This is a genomic window from Peribacillus sp. Bi96 (assembly GCF_918698115.1).
Classification (GTDB): Bacteria; Bacillota; Bacilli; order Bacillales; family DSM-1321; genus Peribacillus.
Genome location: NZ_CAKKLV010000017.1, coordinates 67,751 through 90,293 on the forward strand (window position 1 = coordinate 67,751; position 22,543 = coordinate 90,293).

22 protein-coding genes and 2 pseudogenes are annotated in these 22,543 nt (G+C 40.2%); 23 read left to right on the plus strand and 1 reads right to left on the minus strand.

The window, feature by feature from the left end; translation table 11 throughout:
* Window positions 1-29 precede the first annotated feature (29 nt).
* The 12 genes and pseudogenes from LQ203_RS19100 to LQ203_RS19155 form a co-directional block, all read left to right on the plus strand.
* Window positions 30-179, plus strand: a complete 150-nt coding sequence (locus LQ203_RS19100) for a YjcZ family sporulation protein (protein WP_230160316.1) — start codon at window positions 30-32, stop codon at window positions 177-179.
* Between the two features lie 390 nt (window positions 180-569).
* The gene (locus LQ203_RS19105) at window positions 570-1,544 is read left to right on the plus strand and encodes a S66 peptidase family protein (protein WP_230160319.1); all 975 of its coding nucleotides are present in this window, start codon (window positions 570-572) and stop codon (window positions 1,542-1,544) included.
* A gap of 216 nt (window positions 1,545-1,760) precedes the next feature.
* The gene (locus LQ203_RS19110) at window positions 1,761-2,090 is read left to right on the plus strand and encodes a hypothetical protein (protein ID WP_230160321.1); all 330 of its coding nucleotides are present in this window, start codon (window positions 1,761-1,763) and stop codon (window positions 2,088-2,090) included.
* Window positions 2,091-2,258: 168 nt separating this feature from the next.
* Window positions 2,259-3,623, plus strand: a complete 1,365-nt coding sequence (locus LQ203_RS19115; protein ID WP_230160323.1) for an aspartate aminotransferase family protein — start codon at window positions 2,259-2,261, stop codon at window positions 3,621-3,623.
* A gap of 2 nt (window positions 3,624-3,625) precedes the next feature.
* Window positions 3,626-4,336: a CoA transferase subunit A gene (locus tag LQ203_RS19120; RefSeq protein WP_230160414.1), complete on the plus strand. Its 711-nt coding sequence runs from the start codon at window positions 3,626-3,628 to the stop codon at window positions 4,334-4,336.
* Window positions 4,303-4,968 carry a 3-oxoacid CoA-transferase subunit B gene (locus tag LQ203_RS19125; protein ID WP_230160325.1) on the plus strand — a complete coding sequence of 222 codons (666 nt, stop codon included), beginning with the start codon at window positions 4,303-4,305 and terminating at the stop codon, window positions 4,966-4,968. The genes LQ203_RS19120 and LQ203_RS19125 overlap by 34 nt, the downstream gene beginning before the upstream one ends.
* Window positions 4,969-4,977: 9 nt before the next feature.
* Window positions 4,978-6,249 carry a peptidase gene (locus LQ203_RS19130; RefSeq protein WP_230160327.1) on the plus strand — a complete coding sequence of 424 codons (1,272 nt, stop codon included), beginning with the start codon at window positions 4,978-4,980 and terminating at the stop codon, window positions 6,247-6,249.
* Window positions 6,250-6,330: 81 nt separating this feature from the next.
* Window positions 6,331-7,179: a putative beta-lysine N-acetyltransferase gene (gene ablB / locus LQ203_RS19135; RefSeq protein WP_230160329.1), complete on the plus strand. Its 849-nt coding sequence runs from the start codon at window positions 6,331-6,333 to the stop codon at window positions 7,177-7,179.
* An 84-nt stretch (window positions 7,180-7,263) separates the two neighbouring features.
* The gene (locus LQ203_RS19140) at window positions 7,264-8,649 is read left to right on the plus strand and encodes a sigma 54-interacting transcriptional regulator (RefSeq protein WP_230160331.1); all 1,386 of its coding nucleotides are present in this window, start codon (window positions 7,264-7,266) and stop codon (window positions 8,647-8,649) included.
* Between the two features lie 121 nt (window positions 8,650-8,770).
* Window positions 8,771-10,174, plus strand: coding sequence for a lysine 2,3-aminomutase (ablA, locus tag LQ203_RS19145; protein WP_230160333.1), 1,404 nt, complete (start codon window positions 8,771-8,773; stop codon window positions 10,172-10,174).
* Window positions 10,167-10,457, plus strand: a complete 291-nt coding sequence (locus tag LQ203_RS19150) for a YokU family protein (RefSeq protein ID WP_230160335.1) — start codon at window positions 10,167-10,169, stop codon at window positions 10,455-10,457. The genes ablA and LQ203_RS19150 overlap by 8 nt, the downstream gene beginning before the upstream one ends.
* A 151-nt stretch (window positions 10,458-10,608) precedes the next feature.
* A pseudogene (locus LQ203_RS19155) lies at window positions 10,609-10,710 on the plus strand (aspartate--ammonia ligase); the annotation flags it as partial.
* 62 nt (window positions 10,711-10,772) lie between these two features.
* Here the strand turns inward: LQ203_RS19155 and LQ203_RS19160 are convergent.
* Window positions 10,773-10,955, minus strand: a pseudogene (locus LQ203_RS19160) (amino acid permease); the annotation flags it as partial.
* A 193-nt stretch (window positions 10,956-11,148) separates the two neighbouring features.
* On the opposite strand from LQ203_RS19160, the gene qoxA reads away from it, so the two are divergent.
* The 11 genes from qoxA to LQ203_RS19215 all read left to right on the plus strand — a co-directional run bounded on the left by qoxA (window position 11,149) and on the right by LQ203_RS19215 (window position 22,454).
* Window positions 11,149-12,093 (plus strand): cytochrome aa3 quinol oxidase subunit II, encoded by a 945-nt coding sequence (gene qoxA, locus LQ203_RS19165; protein ID WP_230160416.1) that lies wholly within the window; start codon window positions 11,149-11,151, stop codon window positions 12,091-12,093.
* Window positions 12,094-12,143: 50 nt separating this feature from the next.
* On the plus strand, window positions 12,144-14,102 hold the full coding sequence (gene qoxB / locus LQ203_RS19170) for a cytochrome aa3 quinol oxidase subunit I (RefSeq protein ID WP_230160337.1): 1,959 nt from the start codon (window positions 12,144-12,146) through the stop codon (window positions 14,100-14,102).
* The gene (qoxC, locus tag LQ203_RS19175; protein ID WP_230160339.1) at window positions 14,093-14,689 is read left to right on the plus strand and encodes a cytochrome aa3 quinol oxidase subunit III; all 597 of its coding nucleotides are present in this window, start codon (window positions 14,093-14,095) and stop codon (window positions 14,687-14,689) included. Before qoxB ends, qoxC begins: the two co-directional genes overlap by 10 nt.
* A 2-nt stretch (window positions 14,690-14,691) precedes the next feature.
* Window positions 14,692-14,979 carry a cytochrome aa3 quinol oxidase subunit IV gene (gene qoxD / locus LQ203_RS19180; protein WP_230160341.1) on the plus strand — a complete coding sequence of 96 codons (288 nt, stop codon included), beginning with the start codon at window positions 14,692-14,694 and terminating at the stop codon, window positions 14,977-14,979.
* Between the two features lie 509 nt (window positions 14,980-15,488).
* Window positions 15,489-15,716, plus strand: a complete 228-nt coding sequence (locus LQ203_RS19185) for a YozE family protein (RefSeq protein ID WP_230160343.1) — start codon at window positions 15,489-15,491, stop codon at window positions 15,714-15,716.
* Between the two features lie 29 nt (window positions 15,717-15,745).
* Window positions 15,746-17,512: an ATP-binding protein gene (locus tag LQ203_RS19190; protein ID WP_230160345.1), complete on the plus strand. Its 1,767-nt coding sequence runs from the start codon at window positions 15,746-15,748 to the stop codon at window positions 17,510-17,512.
* Window positions 17,513-17,697: 185 nt separating this feature from the next.
* A complete protein-coding gene (locus LQ203_RS19195; RefSeq protein ID WP_230160347.1) occupies window positions 17,698-18,405 on the plus strand; it encodes a hypothetical protein in 708 nt (235 codons plus the stop codon).
* A 166-nt stretch (window positions 18,406-18,571) separates the two neighbouring features.
* A complete protein-coding gene (locus LQ203_RS19200; protein ID WP_064505166.1) occupies window positions 18,572-18,742 on the plus strand; it encodes a YozD family protein in 171 nt (56 codons plus the stop codon).
* Between the two features lie 246 nt (window positions 18,743-18,988).
* Complete coding sequence (gene deoD / locus LQ203_RS19205; RefSeq protein WP_057912766.1) at window positions 18,989-19,693, plus strand: purine-nucleoside phosphorylase; 705 nt, start codon at window positions 18,989-18,991, stop codon at window positions 19,691-19,693.
* 299 nt (window positions 19,694-19,992) lie between these two features.
* The gene (locus tag LQ203_RS19210) at window positions 19,993-21,450 is read left to right on the plus strand and encodes a S41 family peptidase (protein ID WP_230160349.1); all 1,458 of its coding nucleotides are present in this window, start codon (window positions 19,993-19,995) and stop codon (window positions 21,448-21,450) included.
* A gap of 116 nt (window positions 21,451-21,566) precedes the next feature.
* A complete protein-coding gene (locus LQ203_RS19215) occupies window positions 21,567-22,454 on the plus strand; it encodes an LCP family protein (protein WP_230160351.1) in 888 nt (295 codons plus the stop codon).
* Window positions 22,455-22,543 lie beyond the last annotated feature (89 nt).

Genomic DNA, 22,543 nt, shown 5'->3' on the forward strand with positions numbered 1-22,543 from the left:
AATCAGAAATCTAAAAGGAGTGAATCTTAATGTACGGATATGGTGGATTTGGTGGCGGAGGATACGGTTATGGTGGTGGCTGCGGCGGCGGCGGCGGTTGCGGATTTGGATCAGGCTTCGCTTTAATTGTTGTCTTGTTCATTCTGTTGATTATCATCGGTGCTTCATTTTGCTGCTAATTGAATAACCCAAAGACCAGTTGAAAAAGCTGGTCTTTTCTTAATGTAAGGGATTTTTTAATTGGACGGGGTATCGCTCTGACTCGAAAGGTTGTTGTACTTAAATAAGAAGATCCTACTATGTACCAGGGACAAGCGATACATAACAAAATTTCAGTACCGGCAAAACGCGATTAACAAGGATGCCAATGATGAGGAAAACGAAGTAAAGCGGAACTGGAGGGCAATCGGGACATCCAGTTTTTTTTTAGGGGAAATGGCAAAAAAAGAATGATGGAAGCCTCATTACATGGAGTTGCCCGACTGTTGTTCCTTAAGGTTCTTGATTTTTATTTATTCCCCATATCTGCTAAAATAACGATTATGTTATTAATTTAGGGGGATAAAGATATGAAACCTTCCCGTTTACAAGCAGGGGATGAAATTCGCGTTATTGCACCTTCGAGAAGCTTGGCGATCGTCAAAGGGGAACAACGCAGATTGGCAGAAGAAAGATTGACGGAGCTTGGTTTTAAAGTGACATATGGTAAAACGGCTTTGTTCCATGATGACTTTTTCTCGAATTCGATTGAAGATCGGATCGAGGATTTGCATGATGCGTTCAGGGATCCGAATGTAAAGGGGATCTTTACAGCCATCGGCGGTTATAATGCCAACCAATTGTTACGATATATTGACTACGATTTGATTAAGGAAAATCCAAAAGTAATGATGGGGTATAGTGATATAACCGCAATCTTATTGGCTATTTATAAAAAAACTGGCTTGACTACATACTCAGGTCCCCATTTCTCGACGTTCGGGATGAAGGCAGGTCTGGAATATACGATGGAACATTTTAAAAAGGCCATAATCGAAAGTGAAGGCTTTTATCTTGAGCCAAGCGAAACGTGGAGTGATGACTCTTGGCATTTAGAACAGGATGATCGAACTTTCCACCCGAATGCAGGATATATGGTCATTCAGGAAGGGGAAGCGGCTGGAACGGTCATTGGTGGGAATCTTTGTACACTCAATCTTTTACAAGGTACCGAGTTTATGCCATCCTTGCAAGACAGTATCCTGTTCATAGAAGATGACGAAGAAAGCCATCCATTCAGTTTTGACCGGGATTTACAATCATTGCTGCATCAGCCCGATGCAAGTGGGATTAAGGGAATCGTAATTGGCCGTTTCCAAAAGGAATCCGGTATGACTGAATATGCTTTACAGGAAATCATTGCAACCAAAAAGGAGATAAATGGCATACCAGTGATCGCTAATGCCAATTTTGGCCATGTTCATCCATTTGTGACGATGCCGGTCGGTTCAAAAGCTGTTATGAAGGTTAAGAACGGTAAAGCAACGATACAAATCGATTCATAAAACAAAATAAAGACGCCGTTCAAAAAGTGGACGGTGTTTTAACGAATATATATAAATATAGTATTCGTTTTTGGTGTTTTTTAGGAGTCTGTCCTCTTATCTTCTCTGGAAATTTTCCGATTTTCCATGCATTATTAGGGAATATGAGTCTAATTGTTCAAATTCTATATTTTTCTGATATAATACTAAGAGATTTAAAATAGAAAAGGTGATTATGTGTTATTAACAATTCCCGCATCCATACGTTTAGAAGGGGTTTTGGCCGAGTATAATAAAAAAGGCCGTGTGAGCCATACATGTTTCGTTTGTAACGAAGACACTTCTAATGGGGATGCAAGTAACTTGAACTACTATAAGTTAGGAACAAAAAAAGTTTGTCTTTCCTGCATGAAAAATGTTTTGCGTCATCCATCTTTAAAAGAGTATGAATATGTACATACCTCAGTTATTGATAAAACTGCTTTTTATAAAAATGTGCTGGCTGTTTTAAAGGATGAAAGTTTTTTGGAGTCAGTTCGTGAAGAAAAACTAAATAGCGCATTGTAAGAAAAAAAGTGTATCTCTTGCGGATACACTTTTTTTGTCCCCTTTTTTAGACAAATTCATTTACACACTTTACGAGCATAGGTCAATTTCCTTAGCAAGATTCCCTTCTTCTGGACATACACTTTACTATATTGCATTTGTTTTATAAAAGAAGGAGAGTGTGGGCTAATGGAGCAGTCTTCATTGATCAAGCCGATCTTGGGAGGAGCCTACCCGACTATCAGTCATGGTCAGGGCGTATTTTTATACGACAAAGAAGGAAAGGATTACCTGGATGCTTCTTCCGGTGCTGTAACTGCCAACATTGGCCATGGTGTTCAGGAAATCTATGAAGCAATGGCAAAACAGGCTAGATTGGTTTCGTTTGTATATCGTTCTCAATTTACCAGTGAGGCTGCAGAGAAACTTGCCGAAAAAATTGCTGAATTAACCAAAGGGGACCTGACTTATAGTTTTTTTGTAAACAGCGGCTCTGAAGCGACTGAAACGGCCTTGAAAATCGCCATTCAGCATTGGCAGGAAAAAGGCAAGCCCAAGAAACAAAAAATCATATCGAGGTGGATGAGCTATCATGGCATCACCATGGGGGCTCTTTCGATGTCTGGACATCCGATTCGCCGGGAACGGTTTACTCCAATGCTTGAATCATATCCTTCAGTATCTCCTCCATATTGCTACCGATGTCCACTTCAACTTGATTCCCATACGTGCGGAATGGCCTGTGCTTCGGAATTGGAAGCATCAATCCGACGTATTGGCAGTGAAAATATAGCGGCTTTCATCGCAGAACCTGTCATCGGCGCAGCAGGGGGGGCCATCGTTCCTCCTGATGGTTACTTTCAAAAACTCAAGAAAATCTGCGAAGAGAATGACATTTTATTCATTGCCGATGAAGTCATGACTGGCTTTGGCCGAACCGGTAAAATGCTTGCTTCCGAATATTGGGATGTGGAACCTGATATCGTAACATTTGGTAAAGGCATGAGTGGCGGGTATACCCCGATTGCTGCCGCAGTAATGACCAAAAGTGTGATGGAGCCAATCATGAAAGGCTCACGGTCAATTATCGGAGGCCATACGCTTAGTGCGAATCCATTGTCGTGTGCGGTATCTTTAGCCGTTTTGGAATATGTCGAAAGGAATGAACTTGTCGAAAAATCTGCCGATAGAGGGAAAGACCTGATTAGGGGGCTGAAGAAGATAGCCAGGAAGTACTCCTTTATCGGTGACATCCGCGGCAAGGGTTTATTGATCGGCATCGAATTTGTCCAGGATAAGGCCACGAAGGCCCCATTTCCAAAAGAAGCCAATGTGACGAATGAAATGATTGAATTGGGTAGTAGAAATGGAATCCTCCTGTACCCCGCAGCAGCAGGCCAAGACGGTGTAACAGGGGCAGCCATCATTATTTCCCCTCCTTTAACGATATCGGAAGAGGAATGTGCCGAATTGTTAATGAGGGTTGATATAACTTTTCAGCAATTCAATGAGTCCATAGGAAAACGGCCATCCAAACAAGGAAGTGAGTCATAGTGTTGGAAAATACTTTCCGGAAAATTTGTCGTTTGGAGGATGTCCTCCACCTTTTTAAAGATAACCAGTCCATTCTTTATGGGGGATTCGGTGGTATAGGGACACCTCCGGGATTAGTTAACCTGATATTGGAATCAGGTATAAAGGATTTAACCTTGATTGGGAATGATACAGGTTTCCCCGATATAGGAATCGGAAAACTGGTCACGCAACGCCGAGCGAAAAAAATCATCGTTTCCCATATCGGTTCCAATCCAAATGCAGGACTATTAATGAACAATGGTGAGCTTGAAGTGGAGTTTTCTCCGCAAGGGACGCTCATCGAACGCATCCGGGCCGGAGGGATGGGGCTAGGAGGGATTTTGAGTGATATTGGCATGGACGCCGATATCGTCCGGGACGGCAAGCAAACGGTTAGTATAGATAAGAAAAATTATCTGGTGGAACCGGCATTAACGGCCGATATCGCAATTGTTTACGCAGAAATGGCAGACCCTTATGGAAATCTGATATTTGATAAAAGCGCAAGGAATACGAATCCACTCGTGGCTACGGCCGGACAAATCACGATAGTTGAAGCCATGCAGATCGTTCCCCTTGGCTCTCTGGATCCAGAGGACATCATTGTACCGGGTGTTTTTGTGGATTATATCATTCCATCAAAAGGAGTCGATTGGAAATGGGTATGGGAACCAGTGATAGAAATAAAATAGCGAAACGTGCAGCAGCAGAAATAAGCGATGGAATGCTGGTCAATTTGGGAATTGGCATTCCATCACTTGTTCCGAATCATCTTTTACATGACCATAAAGTTATGTTTCATGCTGAAAATGGCCTCGTGGGAATGGGCAGTTCACCTGAAAGTGGGAAGGAAGATGCGCATCTTTGCAATGCAGGGGGACTACCGATCACCATTAGAGCCGGGGCATCCTACTGTGACAGCTCGGTTGCATTTGGAATGATACGGCGCGGAAAGGTGGATATCACGATTCTTGGTGCCCTTCAAGTAAGTGAAGGGGGAGATCTCGCAAATTGGATTGTCCCGGGTAAGCGAGTGCCAGGTATGGGCGGTGCCATGGAACTGGCTGCTAAGGCAAAAAAGGTCATCGTCCTGATGGAACATACCGATAAAGCGGGGATGTCAAAATTGGTCGAAAAATGTACGTTGCCGTTAACTGCCAAAGGATGCGTACATATGATCATCACGGAATTAGGCGTGTTTTCTGTAACTTCAGAAGGCCTCCTATTAACGGATGTATTTGAAACGTCCAATATCCGGGAAATCAGGAATCGGACCGAAGCCACGTTTACCGTCTCTGAAAACATCCATATTTTAAAAGAATGAGAGAGGAGAATGGATATGTATGAGGAAAAAATAAGAACATGGTTGACTGAACATCGGATGAATGGGGTTCAGCTTTTGCAAAAACTGGTTCAGGAACCAAGCAAGAGGGGGCAAGAAGGGAGTGCACAAGCCATTGTAGTCGAGAAGTGCAGACAGCTTGGTCTTGAAATAGATCTATGGGAAATCGGGGATGAACAATTGAGAAATCATCCTCATTTTTATTGCGATCGCAGGGACTTTAAAGGAAATCCGAACCTTGTTGCTATTAAAAGAGGAACCGGCAAGGGGAAATCTATTATTTTAAACGGACATATTGATGTCGTTCCCGAAGGAGATCATGCAGCATGGCATGATGATCCTTATAGCGGCAAGTTACGTGATGGGAAAGTGTTTGGGCGGGGAACGACAGATATGAAAGGCGGCAATGTTTCTTTATTGCTAGCAATTGAAGCAATCGTCGATTCTGGCATCCAATTGAAGGGAGACCTGATATTCCAGAGTGTGATTGAAGAGGAAAGCGGCGGTGCCGGTACACTTGCGGCAGTCATACGTGGATATAAAGCTGATGGGGCAATCATTCCGGAACCCACCAATATGAAACTATTTCCATTACAGCAAGGTTCGATGTGGTTTCGCCTCAAAATAAAAGGCAAGTCTGCACATGGAGGCACGAGGTATGAAGGAGTTAGTGCAATAGATAAAGCAGTTGGTGTAATGAAAGAAATCAAGAAGCTTGAACAAGAAAGAAATGAGTCACTTCGTCATTCACTTTATAAAAATGTCACCATCCCCATTCCAATCAACATAGGAAGCATTCAAAGCGGGAATTGGCCTTCTTCCGTGCCGGATACGGCTGTCCTTGAAGGTAGATTCGGCATTGCCCCGACAGAAACCATGGAAGAGGCACAAAGCTCGCTGATACAACGAATCGAGGCTCTAAACCAGAGTGATGCATGGTTCAAAGAAAAACCGATTGAATTAGAATGGTTTGGTGCAAGATGGTTGCCTGGCAATCTCGAAATTGATCATTCACTTATGAAAACCATTGGCACATGCTATGAAAAAGTGGTGGGTGAAGAACCACTTGTCGAAGCCTCCCCTTGGGCGACGGATGGGGGGTATCTTTCATCGGTTGGATCAACCCCTGTAGTTGTATTTGGACCAGGGGAGACGAAGCTGGCACATGATTCGAACGAATATATAGAAGTGGATAAAATGATGAAAACCGCAGAAATCATCGCATTGACCATTATTGAATGGTGTGGCGTGGAACACAAATAATTATGTTCCCATTGGTCTGATTCTAAAAAGGGGGTCAGGCCTTTTGCTACAATAATCGTCGATGGGAAAGGAGCGAAACAAATGGAAACGGGAATTATTGAAAGAAGAATTCAAAAGCCACGGTCCACTATACATATTACGATCGACCATTTTAATAAGCGGGTCAGGGTTGAAGATTATCTTGGTCATTTTCAAGAATGCATAGAGGAATCTTTGAAGGCGGCCAAGGACATATCAGCAGAGAAAATCATCTTCAAGACACGCAAAGAAAATGTTCTGGAATTACTTGCTCAGGGCTTCTTATATGAGGGAAGCATTGATAAATTCTTCTTGGGAAGTGATTGTTTCTTCCTTGTTAAGTATATTAGGAATGATAGGCGAAACAGTGAGGAATGGGAAAAGGAAGATCGGCTCATCACCGATGTTCTGAATCTGCCGATAAAATCAGAACTGGATGTTTTGCCGCCAGCTTATCAAGGTCGAAAGGCAGAAGTTACAGATGCACCTCAGCTTGCACAATTGTATGGGAAGGTATTCAAAGTGTATCCCACTCCGATGAATGATCCGGTATATGTGCAAAAATGCATGGAAAATGGAACGGTTTTTTATATTTTTATCCATGATGGTAAGATCGTCAGTGCGGCTTCAGCAGAAATTGATGGCTTTTACCATAATGCGGAAATCACTGATTGTGCAACATTGCCGGAACATCGGCAGTACGGTTTGATGAAGCACTTGATTGCAGCGCTTGAAGACTATCTAATTTCGCATGAAATTTATTGTATCTATTCAATTGCAAGATCGCTCTCATTCGGCATGAACGCTGCATTGCACCAGCATGGTTATTCATATCGCGGACGTTTGGCCAATAATTGTTACATCTTCGAAAAGCTTGAGGACATGAATCTTTGGGTAAAAAATTATACATGATTGCTCAATTTTAGGCGGTTCATGACAAGTTTTCGGCATTTCCCTCATATACATCTAGCAAGAATCAACTTGAGGAGGGATATTTTGCCAAGTGAATTTTTTAATACAAGTGAAGTATTGGAAGCAATATTAGAAACCATTGATGAAGGCATTCATGTGGTTGATCCAAAGGGACAGACCATCTTTTATAACGGAGTGGCTGCCAATCATGATGGAATGAAAAGAAGTGAGGTACTTGGGAAACCGTTGCTTGAAGCCTTCCCTTCTTTGAATCACAAATCATCGACCTTACTCCGTGTCATTAAAACCGAAAAACCAATCTACAACTATAGCCAATCGTATGTAAATGCACATGGGCGAATCATCGAGACGCTAAATACAACGCTGCCCATATATGTTGATGGGTTTATGATAGGTGCAATAGAAATTGCTAAGGATTATTCACGTCTAAAGCAACTATCTGAACGGTTAGCTGATCTAGAAAGCTCGCTCAAGACAATCAAAAGTCCTGAAAAGAAAGAGGTGGCTGGGAAAAGCGGATTGTATTCGTTCACTGATATCTTAACTAGTGATACTCCATTCAGAAGTCTGATATCACACGGAAAAAAGGCTGCGCGTTCCTCATCATCGGTTTTGGTATATGGTGAAAGCGGTGTAGGAAAAGAGCTTTTTGTTCAAAGCATCCATCAGGATTCCAGTCGCCGAAAAGAACCATTCATCGCGCAAAATTGTGCAGCTTTGCCGGAAAATTTGTTGGAATCACTATTATTCGGTACGGCTAAAGGCAGTTACACCGGTGCTGTCGAACGTCAGGGATTATTTGAATTAGCTAACGGGGGAACGTTGTTTCTGGATGAATTGCAATCGATGCCGATTGACTTGCAGGCCAAGCTTTTGCGTGTGCTTGAAGAAGGGTTCATCAGGAGGATAGGTGGCGCTAAGAGTGTGCAGGTGGACGTCAGGATCATGGCAGCAATGAATATAGATCCTAAAAAGGCTGTCTCGGAAAACAAGCTAAGGCCTGATTTATTTTACCGATTAAATGTATTGAGCTATGAGCTGCCTCCGCTAAGGGAGCGTGCTGATGATATTGAGCTCCTTACTGACCATTTCATATCAATATTTAACAGGGAATTAGGACTGTCCATTAAAGGAATGGATGAGAAGACAAAGGTTTTTTTTCAGAAATATCATTGGCCAGGAAATGTAAGGGAGCTTAAGCATACGATTGAATTCATGATGAACCATACGGAGAAGGAGGTTTTGAACCTTGAAGATTTGCCCCAGTTCTTAAAAAAACGTTCCCCTTCATCAGAAAAAATACTTCCGCTTCGTGAGGCCATGATGGATATCGAAACAAAATTGATTACAGAAGCCCTTCTTCAAACAAATGGAAATGTATTTCAGGCATCGAAGCTATTGCAGATTCCACGGCAGACACTGCAATATAAAATAAAAAAACATATTTGAATGGAGAAACATCCGGATTGCAGTCTGCAGTCCGGAATTTTTTTATGGCAAGTGAATTTTTGGGTCATTTTGGCACCCTTCTTGCATTTAATAGTACTATCATAACTCAGGAGGTATTACCATGTTATTTGACTTATATAAGCCAGAGCGCAATTGGAAAGATATAGAGCTATGGAAAGATGTAACCGAAGAACAATGGAACAACTGGCTGTGGCAGCTTACGAATACTATCCGAACTGTTGATGATTTGAAAAAAGTAATTAACCTGACTCCGGATGAAGAGGAAGGCGTAAGGATTTCCACTAAAACCATTCCATTGAATATCACCCCATATTATGCTTCGTTAATGAATAAAGATGACCCACGATGTCCTATCAGAATGCAATCAGTCCCCATCTCGGAAGAAATGCATAAAACCAAATATGACATGGAAGATCCCCTTCATGAAGATGAGGATTCCCCTGTCCCGGGCCTGACCCATCGATACCCTGATCGAGTCCTTTTTTTGGTGACGAATCAGTGCTCCATGTACTGCCGTTATTGTACGAGAAGACGCTTTTCAGGACAAATCGGGATGGGCGTGCCAAAAAAACAATTGGATGCTGCAATCGGCTATATACGTGATACACCAGCAGTTCGGGATGTCCTTATATCCGGTGGGGACGGATTATTGATTAATGACACGATCCTTGAATATATCCTTAAAAACTTAAGGGAAATACCTCACGTAGAAATAATCAGGATAGGTACGCGGGCCCCAGTTGTCTTTCCTCAAAGAATCACGGAAAATTTATGTACCATTTTAAAAAAGTATCATCCGATTTGGTTGAATACTCACTTCAATACCTCGATAGAAATTACCGAAGAGTCGAAGAAAGCATGTGAGATGCTTGCTGATGCAGGTGTACCGGTTGGCAATCAGGCCGTTATATTAGCAGGGATAAATGACAGTGTCGCAATCATGAAAAAGCTGATGCATGACCTTGTCAAGATTCGAGTCCGGCCTTACTATATTTATCAGTGCGATCTCTCGGAAGGCATCGGTCATTTCAGGGCTCCCATATCAAAAGGGATTGAAATCATAGAGGGACTCCGCGGACATACATCAGGGTATGCCGTTCCTACATTTGTCGTCGATGCTCCAGGAGGGGGAGGGAAAATTACACTGCAGCCGAATTATATCCTCTCACAATCCCCAACCAAAACGGTGCTCCGCAATTTTGAAGGTGTGATTACAACATATCCTGAACCAGAGCATTATACTCCTGGACTTGCAGATGATTATTTTAAAGGGGTATATCCTGATATGGAAAAAAAACGGTCAGATATAGGTGTTTCCGGTTTAATGAACGACAAGCAATTCAATTTAGTGCCTGAAGGACTAAAGCGAATGAATCGACGGGAAAAATACGTGACCAACCCAGAGCATGCTACATTGAAAAACCAACGTGAAAAGAGAGATCTGTTAAAAGAAAAGAAATTTCAGGCACAGCAAAAAAAGAGCACTCCAAAGGGAGATGAATAGAGTGGAGACGTGTCCATGGTGTGAGGTAGGAACATTACAATCGGTAACTGATACAGTGTTTTGGGAGTTGCCAGATGGATCGAGAGCGGTTGAAATTGATAAAACGCCATCGTTCTATTGTGGTAATTGCCATGCGCTATTTCAGAGTGATGAAACGACTAAAGAGATTGAAGACCAGCTGTTTTTAATTGATACGAAACAGTTAGGGAAACAGACGACGTATGACGAGTTATTGAAGATGAAACGGTTGTTAAAGCGGAATTATTTTGATTTTGGGAAATAACAAAATAATTAGAAGTTGCCTCATCTACTTTTTGTGGTGAGGTTTTTCTGTGCGCCCGGCGGTGCGGTCTATAGGGTGCGCATCTCGAACAGTGAAGGCATTATTAGCGGTTGCTTTCCCTGGAGACGCGGAATTCTGAAGGAAGCAAGCGGTAAATTGAGATATATTATTTTGGAAGCCTCTTTTGGAGAGGTTTTTTGAAATTTCTTCAATGGGTATTAGGGTAGATGAAAAAGCACTGTTAAAACAACTAATTTTTATTTTCAAAATACGAAGAGCAGAAGTAATTGTGAAAGACCAATTGAACAAAATTCAGATCCCTGGGGCTATCGTAAAGGAAAGGACAATTGAAGGGCCTGTTATTTTTATACCAATGGCCGACCCAAGAAAAAATCCAGTACCAATCGTGCAGCCAAACCCTATTAAGGACAACTGCCACCATTTTAAATTTTCATCTTCACTCCCCTTACTTTGCCCACTAGGCATAAAAAAATCCATGCAGTATCTCCTCACATATACAAATTCCTTTTCAAAGCAAGTAGGTATTTAGATTACCTGTTTCTCTGAACATTCCCCAAATGAATTCATACATACTCATCCCGCCTATAAATGTGATTGTGAGAAATTACCATTCTTAATAAACATTTTTTGGGATAACTTAGAAATGAATCTTAAAAGAAAGGATACATATATGAAAATAAAATGGGTTTTATTAGCTATTCTTTCTACTACCATAGTCAATGTGCTTTCTGGCTGTGAATCATTAGCGGTCTTAGATCCTAAAGGACCTCAAGCCCAAACGCAAGCCAATGTGATTTGGCTATCAATTGCGATCATGGCGGTTATTGTTATAGTTGTTTGTGCTATTTTAGTCTTTGTGTTAACGAAATACCGTGACTCTAAACTACCTAAAGATTATGAACCACCCTACATTGAAGGGAATCATGTTGTTGAAACGATTATTGTTGGGGTGCCAATTTTAATCGTCATTTTCTTCTCCGTTGTTTCTGTAATTTCCAACAATAAAGTGGAAGCCACTCCGGAAGGGTACAAAGGTCAAGATCCATTAGTTATTTACGCTTCGTCATCTGACTGGAAGTGGCATTTTAGTTATCCAGAAAACGATATCGAGACAGTAAACTACTTGTATATTCCAACAAATAGACCACTTGAATTTAAACTTTATTCATTCGGGCCTATCACGAGTTTCTGGATTCCACAACTTGGCGGTCAAAAATATGCCATGTCTAACATGGTGACCACATTACACTTAGCAGCGGACGAATCAGGGGAAATGATGGGACGAAATGCAAACTTTAGTGGGAAAGGATTCGCTGAAAATACGTTCCACGTCGAAGCGATCTCACAAGATAAGTTTGATGAATGGGTAAAGGAAGTTAAAGAAACTGCGAAACCTATTACTGAAGTAAGATTCAATGAATTATTAAAACCGGGTCATGAGGGACAGTTAACGTTTACTGGAACGCATTTAGACTTCTCACCAGCTCCAGAAGGTGAAAATGCTGGACATCATCATGGCTCAAGTGACTCTAACGCGAATTCAAAAGGTGAACATATGAAGCATGATCATAAGTCAAGTAATAGTAAAGAAAAATCAGGACACAATCATGAATAATTTATTAGTCTATCTCAAGAAAAATATGTTCAGAAAGGAAACACAAAAGTATGGGTTTTTTCTCTAGATTTCTTATACCTAATCCTAGTCCCGTCATATACTCATCAATGGTTGCCATTGGTGTTACTGTTCTCTTGATCATTTTTGGTTTAACCCACTTTAAAAAATGGTTTTATTTATGGAGTGGCTGGCTAACAACAGTCGATCATAAAAGAATAGGTATTATGTATTTAATATCTGCTTTGTTGATGCTTTTTCGTGGTGGGGTAGATGCTGTGATGATGCGTGCGCAACTTGCCGTACCGGATAATAAATTATTAGATTCACAGCACTATAATGAAATTTTTTCAACACATGGGGTTGTGATGATCCTCTTTATGGCGATGCCGTACATTATGGCCTTAATGAATTTCGTAGTGCCATTACAAATTGGAGCCCGAGATGTAGCATTCCCACGTCTAAATGCCATAAGTTTCTGGTTATTTTTTATGGGTGCGATGCTATTCAACATCTCTTTTGTAATTGGTGGTTCGCCTGATGCAGGGTGGTCATCTTATTTCCCGCTTGCAGGTAATGAATTTAGCCCGCATGTTGGAACGAATTATTATATGATTGGTATTCAGATAGCCGGAATAGGTACATTAATGACGGGGATTAATTTTTTGACGACTATTCTTAAAATGAGAGCACCCGGTATGACATTAATGAAAATGCCAATGTTTACATGGTCTGCTTTAGTCACAAGCATTATTATCATTTTCGCATTCCCTGTATTAACAGTGGCGCTGATCATGGGAACAATGGATCGACTATTCGCAACCAAGTTTTTCACAATGACTGATGGCGGTATGGATATGCTTTGGGCTAACCTGTTCTGGGTTTGGGGACATCCTGAAGTATACATCTTAATCTTGCCTGCATTTGGTCTTTTTAGTGAGATAATCCCAACCTTTTCACGACGTAACCTATATGGCTATCGATCAATGGTTGCTTCAATGGTATTTATCTCTATATATTCATTCTTCGTTTGGACGCACCATTTCTTTACAATGGGGCAAGCAGCATATGTTAATAGTATTTTCTCGATTACAACGATGGTAATTGCTATTCCGACTGGAATCAAGATCTTTAACTGGTTGTTCACGATGTGGAAAGGTAGAATCAGATTTACCGTACCTATGCTTTATTCAATAGGTTTCATACCTCTCTTCACAATCGGTGGAGTTACCGGGGTTATGCTTGCGATGTCAGCGGCGGATTATCAATACCATAATACAATGTTTTTAGTAGCTCATTTCCACAATGTCATTATTCCGGGTGTAGTATTTGCTGTGCTTGGTGCCGGAACTTACTACTGGCCGAAAATGTTTGGTTTCATGTTGAATGAAAGGATTGGGAAATGGGCGTTCTGGTTTCTAACCATTGGTTTTTGCTTAGCATTCTTCCCTATGTATATCACTGGTTTAGATGGTCAAGCACGTCGTATATACACATACTCTGAATCGAGTGGATTTGGACCATTGAATATGATTTCGTTTATCGGGGCAGCTTTAATGGCAATCAGCTTTGTATTAATCGTGTATACGATTTACTATAGCATTCGCCATGCTCCGAGAGATGTTGTTGGTGATGATCCGTGGGATGCACGTTCCCTTGAATGGGCTACTCATAATCCAGTACCAGAATATAACTTTGCTATTATTCCACAAGTGAACTCAAGGGAAACGTTTTGGGATGCTAAATATAAAGGTCATGAATTATTCAAGGGTGACTATGAAAAAATTCATATGCCCAATAACAGCGGCGGACCGTTTATCATGTCCTGTATCTTCTTTGTCTTTGGATTTGCGTTAGTATTCAGCATATGGTTTCTTGCGATTATTGGGTTAATCGGTATCTTTGTTTGCATGGCTCATCGTTCATTCGAAATAGATCATGGGCATTACATTTCTGTAGAAGAAATTAAAGCGACAGAAGCAAAATTCGGGGGTGTTAATAAATGGAAATAGATCACTCGCAACCTCTTGAATATAGTACAGAACAAAATCGTCTAAATATTTTAGGCTTCTGGATTTTCCTTGGAGCCGAAATTATGCTTTTTGCAACACTCTTTGCATCTTATTTTACATTAGTAGATCGTACCGGTAACGGTCCTACTGGAGCAGAAATTTTTGAAATCACTCCAGTACTTGCTGAAACATTCTTGCTCTTAACAAGCAGTTTTGTCATCGGGCTTGGAATTCATGCCATGCGACTTGGCAACAAGAAAGCCATGTTGACATTCTTCATAATCACTCTCCTTCTTGGATTAGGATTCTTAGGATTTGAAATTACTGAGTTCATTACCTATTATCGCGAAGGAGCTACACTGCAAACTAGTGGATTTACATCAATGCTCTTTACAACATTAGGGACACATGGAGCACATGTTACATTAGGACTTTTCTGGGGGTTATTTATTATCCTTCAAGTGAAAAAACGCGGGTTGACACCTGAAACAGCCAATAAATCCTTCATTTTCTCTCTTTACTGGCATTTCTTAGATATCGTTTGGATCTTCATCTTCACCTTTATCTACATGAAAGGAATGACATAAACATGAAGGAATTATTCCCGGCTAAACAAGTATGGGGTTTTGTATTTTCATTGATTTTGACGGTTGTAGCTCTTTTGGTTTACTTCTTCAATATGTCAAAAGCAACAGGCATGACGATTTTTATATTGACAGCATTCATACAAGCAGCTGTTCAACTAGTTGTGTTTATGCATGCTCGTGAAACTGATGATAGCAAATCAATTTTTATGACTCTATATGGCGCTATATTCCTAGCTCTAATTACTGTCTTCGGTACAATACTATGTATGATCTGGGGTTGGAGTTATTGATATGAAACAGCTTGCAAAACAGACAAAGTACATGGAGTTAATGAACATGAAATTGTTGCTGAAACGTACTATTTTGACTTTTAGCGTAGGGAAAGGCTACTTTTCCATATATGTTTGAATAAATAAAACCCCTCATTTAACTGGAACGATGGAAACGACTTATGCCATCGTCCATGTAGGGGTTTTTCCCATTCGCAAAATGGGAATTTAAAGTAAGATTGGAGTCTGCTGGATCAAAAAGAACTCTTTCTCCATCAATTGAAGTACTAAGCACTTTTAAAAGCTAAAAAAGATTTCCCGTCTATAAAAAATGGAAGCAATATGGATTGAGAACTATATCTATATTACAGGACGATATATATCGATTGCCTCTCCTGATGAAAAATCGTTGATGGTCTATGAACAGGAGGAAGAAGATTCTCATATTGATTTTAAAAAAGTGGACGGAAGGGAAAGTTTCCGATATATTAAAGCAGAAATCATAGTTATTTTTAAGGGGGCTCGACAATATGAGACCATTTTATTTATATTTAATGAAGTTTCGACAACCGAAGGAAATTGACGCCATCACTAAATTTGCCAATTATGCCTATCAGGACCATGGCTTCCCAAAGCAATCGACTGATTATAATGAAGTGAGCAGTTATTTAGAATTGAATGCAGACTATCTCGAAAGTATGTCTGTGTTTGATCATGCTTGGGAGCAATATGTCCAAATAGAAGAAGGACTTCTTTAGGGAAATCAGGAATAGGGAGGATCGGAAGGATGTTTAAGAGCCTTCAAACCCGAATTTTGCTTTATTCTTTGCTTATAGCCAGTGTACCTGTTCTCATATTGGGTATCATTTCATATGGATCACAACGATCCTTGCTTGAAAAGGAAGCAAGAAATGCCTTGAATGCAGGCTCATTGAATATTGTCAATGAAACATATAACTATTTGAACGAACGGATCAGTGATGTGAAGCTAATGAGTGCAAATTCGGTAGTCATCAATCCTGACTCATCAAAAGAAGAGAAGTCCGTTGAACTAAAAAAGTTCATCGATGCAAAAGGAAATTATTACGGGATATTGTACTTGGATTTGGAAGGGAATGTAATTGTTGATACCTCCAATAAAATGATTGGAGATCGATTCGCGAATAGGATATGGTTTAAAGAGGCCTTGGAAGGTCATGAGTTCCTTTCTGACGTAAATAAAACCAAAGCTTACACAGAACCCTTTATAGCTGTAAGTGCACCGGTACATGATGTCACAGGAGAAATGATCGGTGTCGTCTCGCCAGCTTTCCGTTTGGAAAGGCTTTGGGAGATGATGGAGAAAAAGGCTAATGAAATTAGCGATAAGTATCCAGTGAACTTTTTCATGATTAACCAAGAAGGCATCATGATATCAAAAAAAGACCCGCATGGTGTATTAAAGGATTCGGCCTTGGAGGAAATGGGACTAACAAAAGAGAAACTGATGGAAGCTTCGATATCTGATGAATTGTACAGTGCAGAGAATGGAGAAAAAATATATTCCATTCAGCCTGTCCATACGATAGCGCAAACGGAGAATAAATGGTTTGTAGTTGTGGGTGCAGATAAGAAACAGGTGTTTCAGCCTTTGCATGACCTTTTAACACGTTATCTGATAATCTACAGTATCGTATTTGTTTCTATTATTCTGGCTGTCTATTTACTTACTAGGACTCTTGTGAGGCCTGTTCAGGATCTAGTGGTGGCGACAGAGGATTTCATTGAAGGGAAAGAATTCGTCGTTTCCGATAAGAGTAGCTTCGAAGAAATGGAAAAATTGCACCTTGCCTTTGTAAGAATGATGGAAACGATTGAAGATCGCGAAAAGGAAATCGTCCGAACTGAAAAATTAAAATATGTTGGTCAGCTTGCTGCCGGGGTTGCCCATGAAATCAGGAACCCACTGACGACAATAAAGGGTTTTTTCCAACTATTGAAGAGCCAGGACCATGATAAAACATTAATAGAAAAATATAGTGATGTCATGCTTGATGAAGTGGATCGGGTCAATGTATTCGTGACACAACTCTTGGATTTGGCAAAACCTCATCAACTCGAATGGGAAAAAATGGATTTGAAAGATCTTATTGATGAAATTATAGATACCTATACCTCTTCAACTCCGAGTTCTCATGTAAAGTTAATTAATGGATTGTCACAATCCGTCTTTGTTTATTCCGACAAAAACCGGTTACGGCAGGTTCTCTTGAATGTCTTGAATAATTCTTGTGAAGCCATCGATGGAAATGGGCAGATAGAACTGCGAATGACTGCCGTTTCACAATATGTCAATTTAATGATCAGAGATGATGGAAAAGGTATCAGTCCCGAGAACTTAAAAAATATCGGCATGCCCTTTTATACCACTAAGCCTGATGGAAACGGCTTAGGTGTAGCGACCTGCATCCAGATCATGGAGGAATTGAAAGGGAAATTCCAAATTGAAAGCACCTACAGCGAAGGAACGAAAGTGACCCTCGTTATCCCTACTACGAACCGTCTCATTAAATGAGGCGGTTTTTGGTCGTCGCAAGAAAAGGTAACAGGTTTTTCATTATTGGAACCTGCCCCGTATTAAGGGTGGCAAGTTATTATCTAAATGAGCAAAATGCCCTCTCATTTCCATTAACCTCTATGTTTGTTTGTGCATATAATTTACTAATCAAACGATAAGGACCATATTGGGGGATGTCTCTTATGGGCAAAAAAAAACAGCCGAAATTTAAAATAGGCGATACAGTCGTAATAACAATGTATGGGACAGTCGGGAATATAACCGATGTAAAATTTCTCGATGGTGCTTATGTGTATGAAGTGAACTATAGTGAAGGCCTTTATATTGAAAAAACATTGCAATCGATAAATGAATATGAAGGAGAAATCCTTTATCAAAAGGAACAAATCGATATTGAATATAAATATTTATTAGGTGACTTAGTCCAGGTAGATGGATATGAACATGATTATTTCAAGATTATCGGCTATCGAACGGAAATTTGGCGCTATAAGGAAAATGCCTGGGAGGATGTAATCTATGAGTTATCACGAATCTCAGACAGTGAATGGCTTGAAGCGCATGAAGAAGAACTGACTTTAATAGCCGATGCTAAACGTGCAGATGGGATTATTCGAAAATTAGGGCTGCTCCTTTCTAAAAAGAATAATGAGCTTGCTATCATTGCTAAACAAAACAACCCTGGTAAAGGTGAGCGAGAAATGACAATGACAAAAAATGAAAAAAAGGAAATGATTGATGGACTTTTGGATTTATACAATGATTACTGTAAGCTCTATGAGCATTTTGGCGATGATGAATATCGTCATATCATGAAGATTGCCCTTGCGAAAATTGAAAAAGCGGCAGAGGAAATTTATCCAGATCATAAAAAGAAGCAAACGAAGTGAAAGGTTTCCATGATTAGGGGCGATATTCCTTGAAAAAGCTTTCATTCAAAATGGTCAGGAATGGTCCTTAATACATGAAGGCAATTCATATGATTTTTCATTATGGAATGCAACTGGAATATTTGTCTCTAGTCATTCATACACCTTTAATTAAGGGGGCGATGATTTGCGAGAAATTGAGGTTTTTATTGATACAGAAGAGATAGCGGAATTCTTTTTTCAAGAATTGATAAGACGGGGCTATCTTCCAACAGAAGCTGAAGTTGAAGATCTTGCTGACATCACATTCGAATATCTTCTTGAAAAATGCATAATTGATGAAGAAGTCGATGAGTAACCTGTCATTAGACGGTTAGCAGCTTCCTTACCCTTAAATTAAAAAAATCTTTTAAAAAAGACGGCGGACCACCGCCGTTTTGTTTGCGGTTTAATAGGAAGGGTGCCACAATCCTTTTCATGATGTCTGCGTTTACTTTTCTTTAAGGTGCTCTTGGATAATGTTCAATTTTCCTAACTTGTGGTTGATATGGTATAGTAGTTTGTGAATATCATTTCACCCACAAGTTAAGGAGGACGTAGTTGTATGAGCGTACATATTGGTGCTAAAGAAAATGAAATTGCTGAAACGGTCTTACTTCCTGGAGACCCATTGCGTGCAAAATATATTGCTGAAACATTTTTAGAGGATGCTAAACTTTACAATGAAGTACGTAACATGTTTGGATATACAGGTACATATAAAGGTAAACGGATTTCTGTCCAAGGTACAGGCATGGGTGTACCATCCATTTCCATCTACGTGAATGAATTGATGAATAGTTATAATGTCCAGAAGCTGATTCGTGTTGGTACTGCCGGAGCCATTCAAAAAGATGTAAAAGTCAGGGATGTAATCCTGGCAATGAGTGCTTCAACCGATTCACAAATGAACCGCATGACATTCGGTGGAGTGGACTTTGCCCCGACTGCGGATTTCGATTTGCTTAGAAAAGCTTATGACGCGGGCACGGCTAAGGGCTTGCAATTAAAGGTCGGCAATGTGTTTACGGCCGATCAGTTTTATAACGATAATAGTGAATTGGAAAAATGGGCAAAATACCAGATACTTGCGATAGAAATGGAATCAGCGGCTTTATACACGCTTGCTGCTAAATTTGGACGCCAAGCTTTATCTGTATTAACCATTTCCGATCACATTTTAACTGGTGAGGAAACGAGTTCTGAAGAGCGTCAGTCAACTTTTAACGAAATGGTTGAAGTGGCATTGGAAGCAGCTATACAAGACTGATAATTGGATGTAATGACAGGCGGGTGACCATGTAATAAGTGATGCTGTATAATGACAGTCGGGATACAGGCTCATTTATTCCTTGGTATCCGCATTTTTGTAATGTAACGGATGATCAATTCGGAAATGCGGAATGTCATGAGTATTCCTTTTGATTTTACATGTGTGAACGGTTTAAAAAATACATATGAACAAAATTGTTATTTTTGATAACTATTATTTTTCGATTGGCACGAAAGCTGATAAAATAGAAAGAAATCGTTTATTTCGTCATGAAGAATGAAAGTGGTGAGGCTTCAGTGGAAGAAGAAAATCAAAAACAGCCAAAAGAGGCAGGGAAATTCATTAAAATAAAGAAGTTTACGTTCATTATGGGGATTTTCTTAGTCATATTCCTAACCGCAGGGATTACTACAATAGCCTTGACCTTTGGAGATGAAAAAGTAGATTCATTAGCACCGGATAAACATTCGGAGTTTGAAAAGCTGTATTCTACATACGATACGATAAAAGATAACTATTATGAAGAAATTGATGAAGACAAGCTTGTTGACGGTGCAATTAATGGGATGATCAATTCATTGGATGATCCTTACTCTGCTTATATGGATAAAAAGGAAGCTTCGAGTTTCCATGAGAGCATCTCTTCCTCCTTTGAAGGTATCGGTGCCGAGATACAAGAGCAGGATGGACAAATTATGGTCGTCTCACCGATTAAAGGATCTCCCGCCGAAAAATCAGGGATAAAACCGAATGATATCATTTTAAGTGTGGACGGGAAAAGCGTAGAAGGTTTAAGCTCTTCTGAAGCTGTCCTGAAAATCAGGGGCAAAAAGGGAACGAAAGTGGATTTATCCATCTCAAGAGCTGGTGAGTCCGCACCGATTGAGCTCACGATTAAACGTGACACAATCCCGATTGAAACTGTTTATGCAGAAATGCTTGATGATGGGGTTGCAAAAATTCAAGTAACCAGTTTTTCCGAACATACTGTCCAAGAGCTGAAAACGGCGCTTGAAGAAATGTCCAAGAAAGATATGAAGGGTCTAGTTTTGGATTTACGAGGAAACCCCGGTGGGCTGCTTGACCAAGCTATAGATATGGCAAGCCTGTTCATACCAAATGGGGAAGTGGTCCTTCAAGTTGAGGAGCGTAGCGGGAATAAAGAAGTCTATAAATCGAAGAATGACGGAGAGTTGAAGATTCCGATAGCTGTATTGATTGATGATGGCAGTGCCAGCGCTTCTGAGATTGTCGCAGCGGCCGTCAGTGAATCTGCGGACATCCCATTGATTGGTGTTAAATCATTTGGGAAAGGGACTGTCCAGACTGCCCAAGACTTCGATGATGGTTCTAACTTCAAATACACGGCAGCTAAATGGTTGACTCCTAAAGGCAACTGGATTCATAAAAAAGGGATTAAGCCGGATATTAATGTCAAACTTCCTGACTATGCCAGCCTTCCATACATTTCGCCGGATAAGGAATTGAAAGCATCCGATTCTTCCAGTGAAGTGAAAGCAGCTGAAGAGATGCTGAAGGTAGCTGGTCATGATCCAGGTAAGATAGATGGATTCTTTGATCAAGAAACAACCAATGCAGTCAAAGCATTCCAAAGGGACCAAAAAATTAACGAAACTGGCACCATTAAAGACGATACTACCGTCAAATTGATGCAAGTCATCCGTGAGAAAATCCTTAAAAACGACACACAAGTGAAAAAAGCGGTAGAAGTAGTAAAGAAAGAAATCAAATAAATATTTTATACTAAAAAGCCTGTCAGCGGTTACCGTTGACGGGCTTTTTTGTCGTTACATGCATATTATTCCAATAAAAGGTAAAAATATGGGTAAATTTCCGATGAGGTGAGGTAATGAAAGAAAAGGTACTTTTCATATATCTAATGGTCTTGATTCTGGCAGGCTGCACCTATGCCCCTTTACCCAAACAAAATGGAAATGCAGATACGGAAAAAAAGTTAACCAAAGAAGATAACCAAGAAAGCGAGAAAACATTTCTATTTATTGGTGTTGATTCTAGGGGGGAGAAAAAATCCCGATCAGATGCGATTATGCTGGCAAAGTACTACCCTGAACAGGAGAAACTTAAGTTGGTCTCCATCATGCGTGATAGTTATGTGAAAATCCCAGGATATAAATCCGGATATAATAAAATAAATGCAGCCTATTATTATGGCGGAAGGGAACTGCTCAAGAAAACCATCCGCGAAAACTTTGGAGTAAAAGTCGATCATGTAGCAGTCATTGACTTTCAGGGTTTTGTGAAAATGGTGGACTTGCTTGCCCCTGAGGGGGTAGTGGTGGATGTGGACCGGGAAATCATTGATAATATGAGCATTCAAACAAGCATTGGTGAAAATGTTTTACATGGTGAGGAAATATTGAAATATGTCCGCTTTAGACATGACGATGAAAGTGATTTTGGAAGGGTAGAACGTCAACAAGAAGTAATGGTTCAATTAAAAACAGGATTTATAAACCAAATCTCATCCTTTGAAGGGATGGTAGCCCTTCCTGAAATAATCGAACAAGGCCTTTCATATTTAGATACGGATATTGGATTGAAAACGATAATGGAAATGGGTCCAAAAGTCGTCTTTCATACACCAGACACCGTCGAAACTTTAAGGATCCCAGTGGAAGGAAGCTTTAAAGATGAAGTATATCCAGAGACCGGAGCCGTGTTGGAAATGGACTACGCTAAAAATAAGAAGGCACTTCAAGATTTCTTTTCAAAGTAGGAATTCCTTCGAAAACATCATATAAAGTTGATCATGCTATAATTTTATAATACACCTCGCAAGAATAAATCAATAAGTTGAAAAACGAG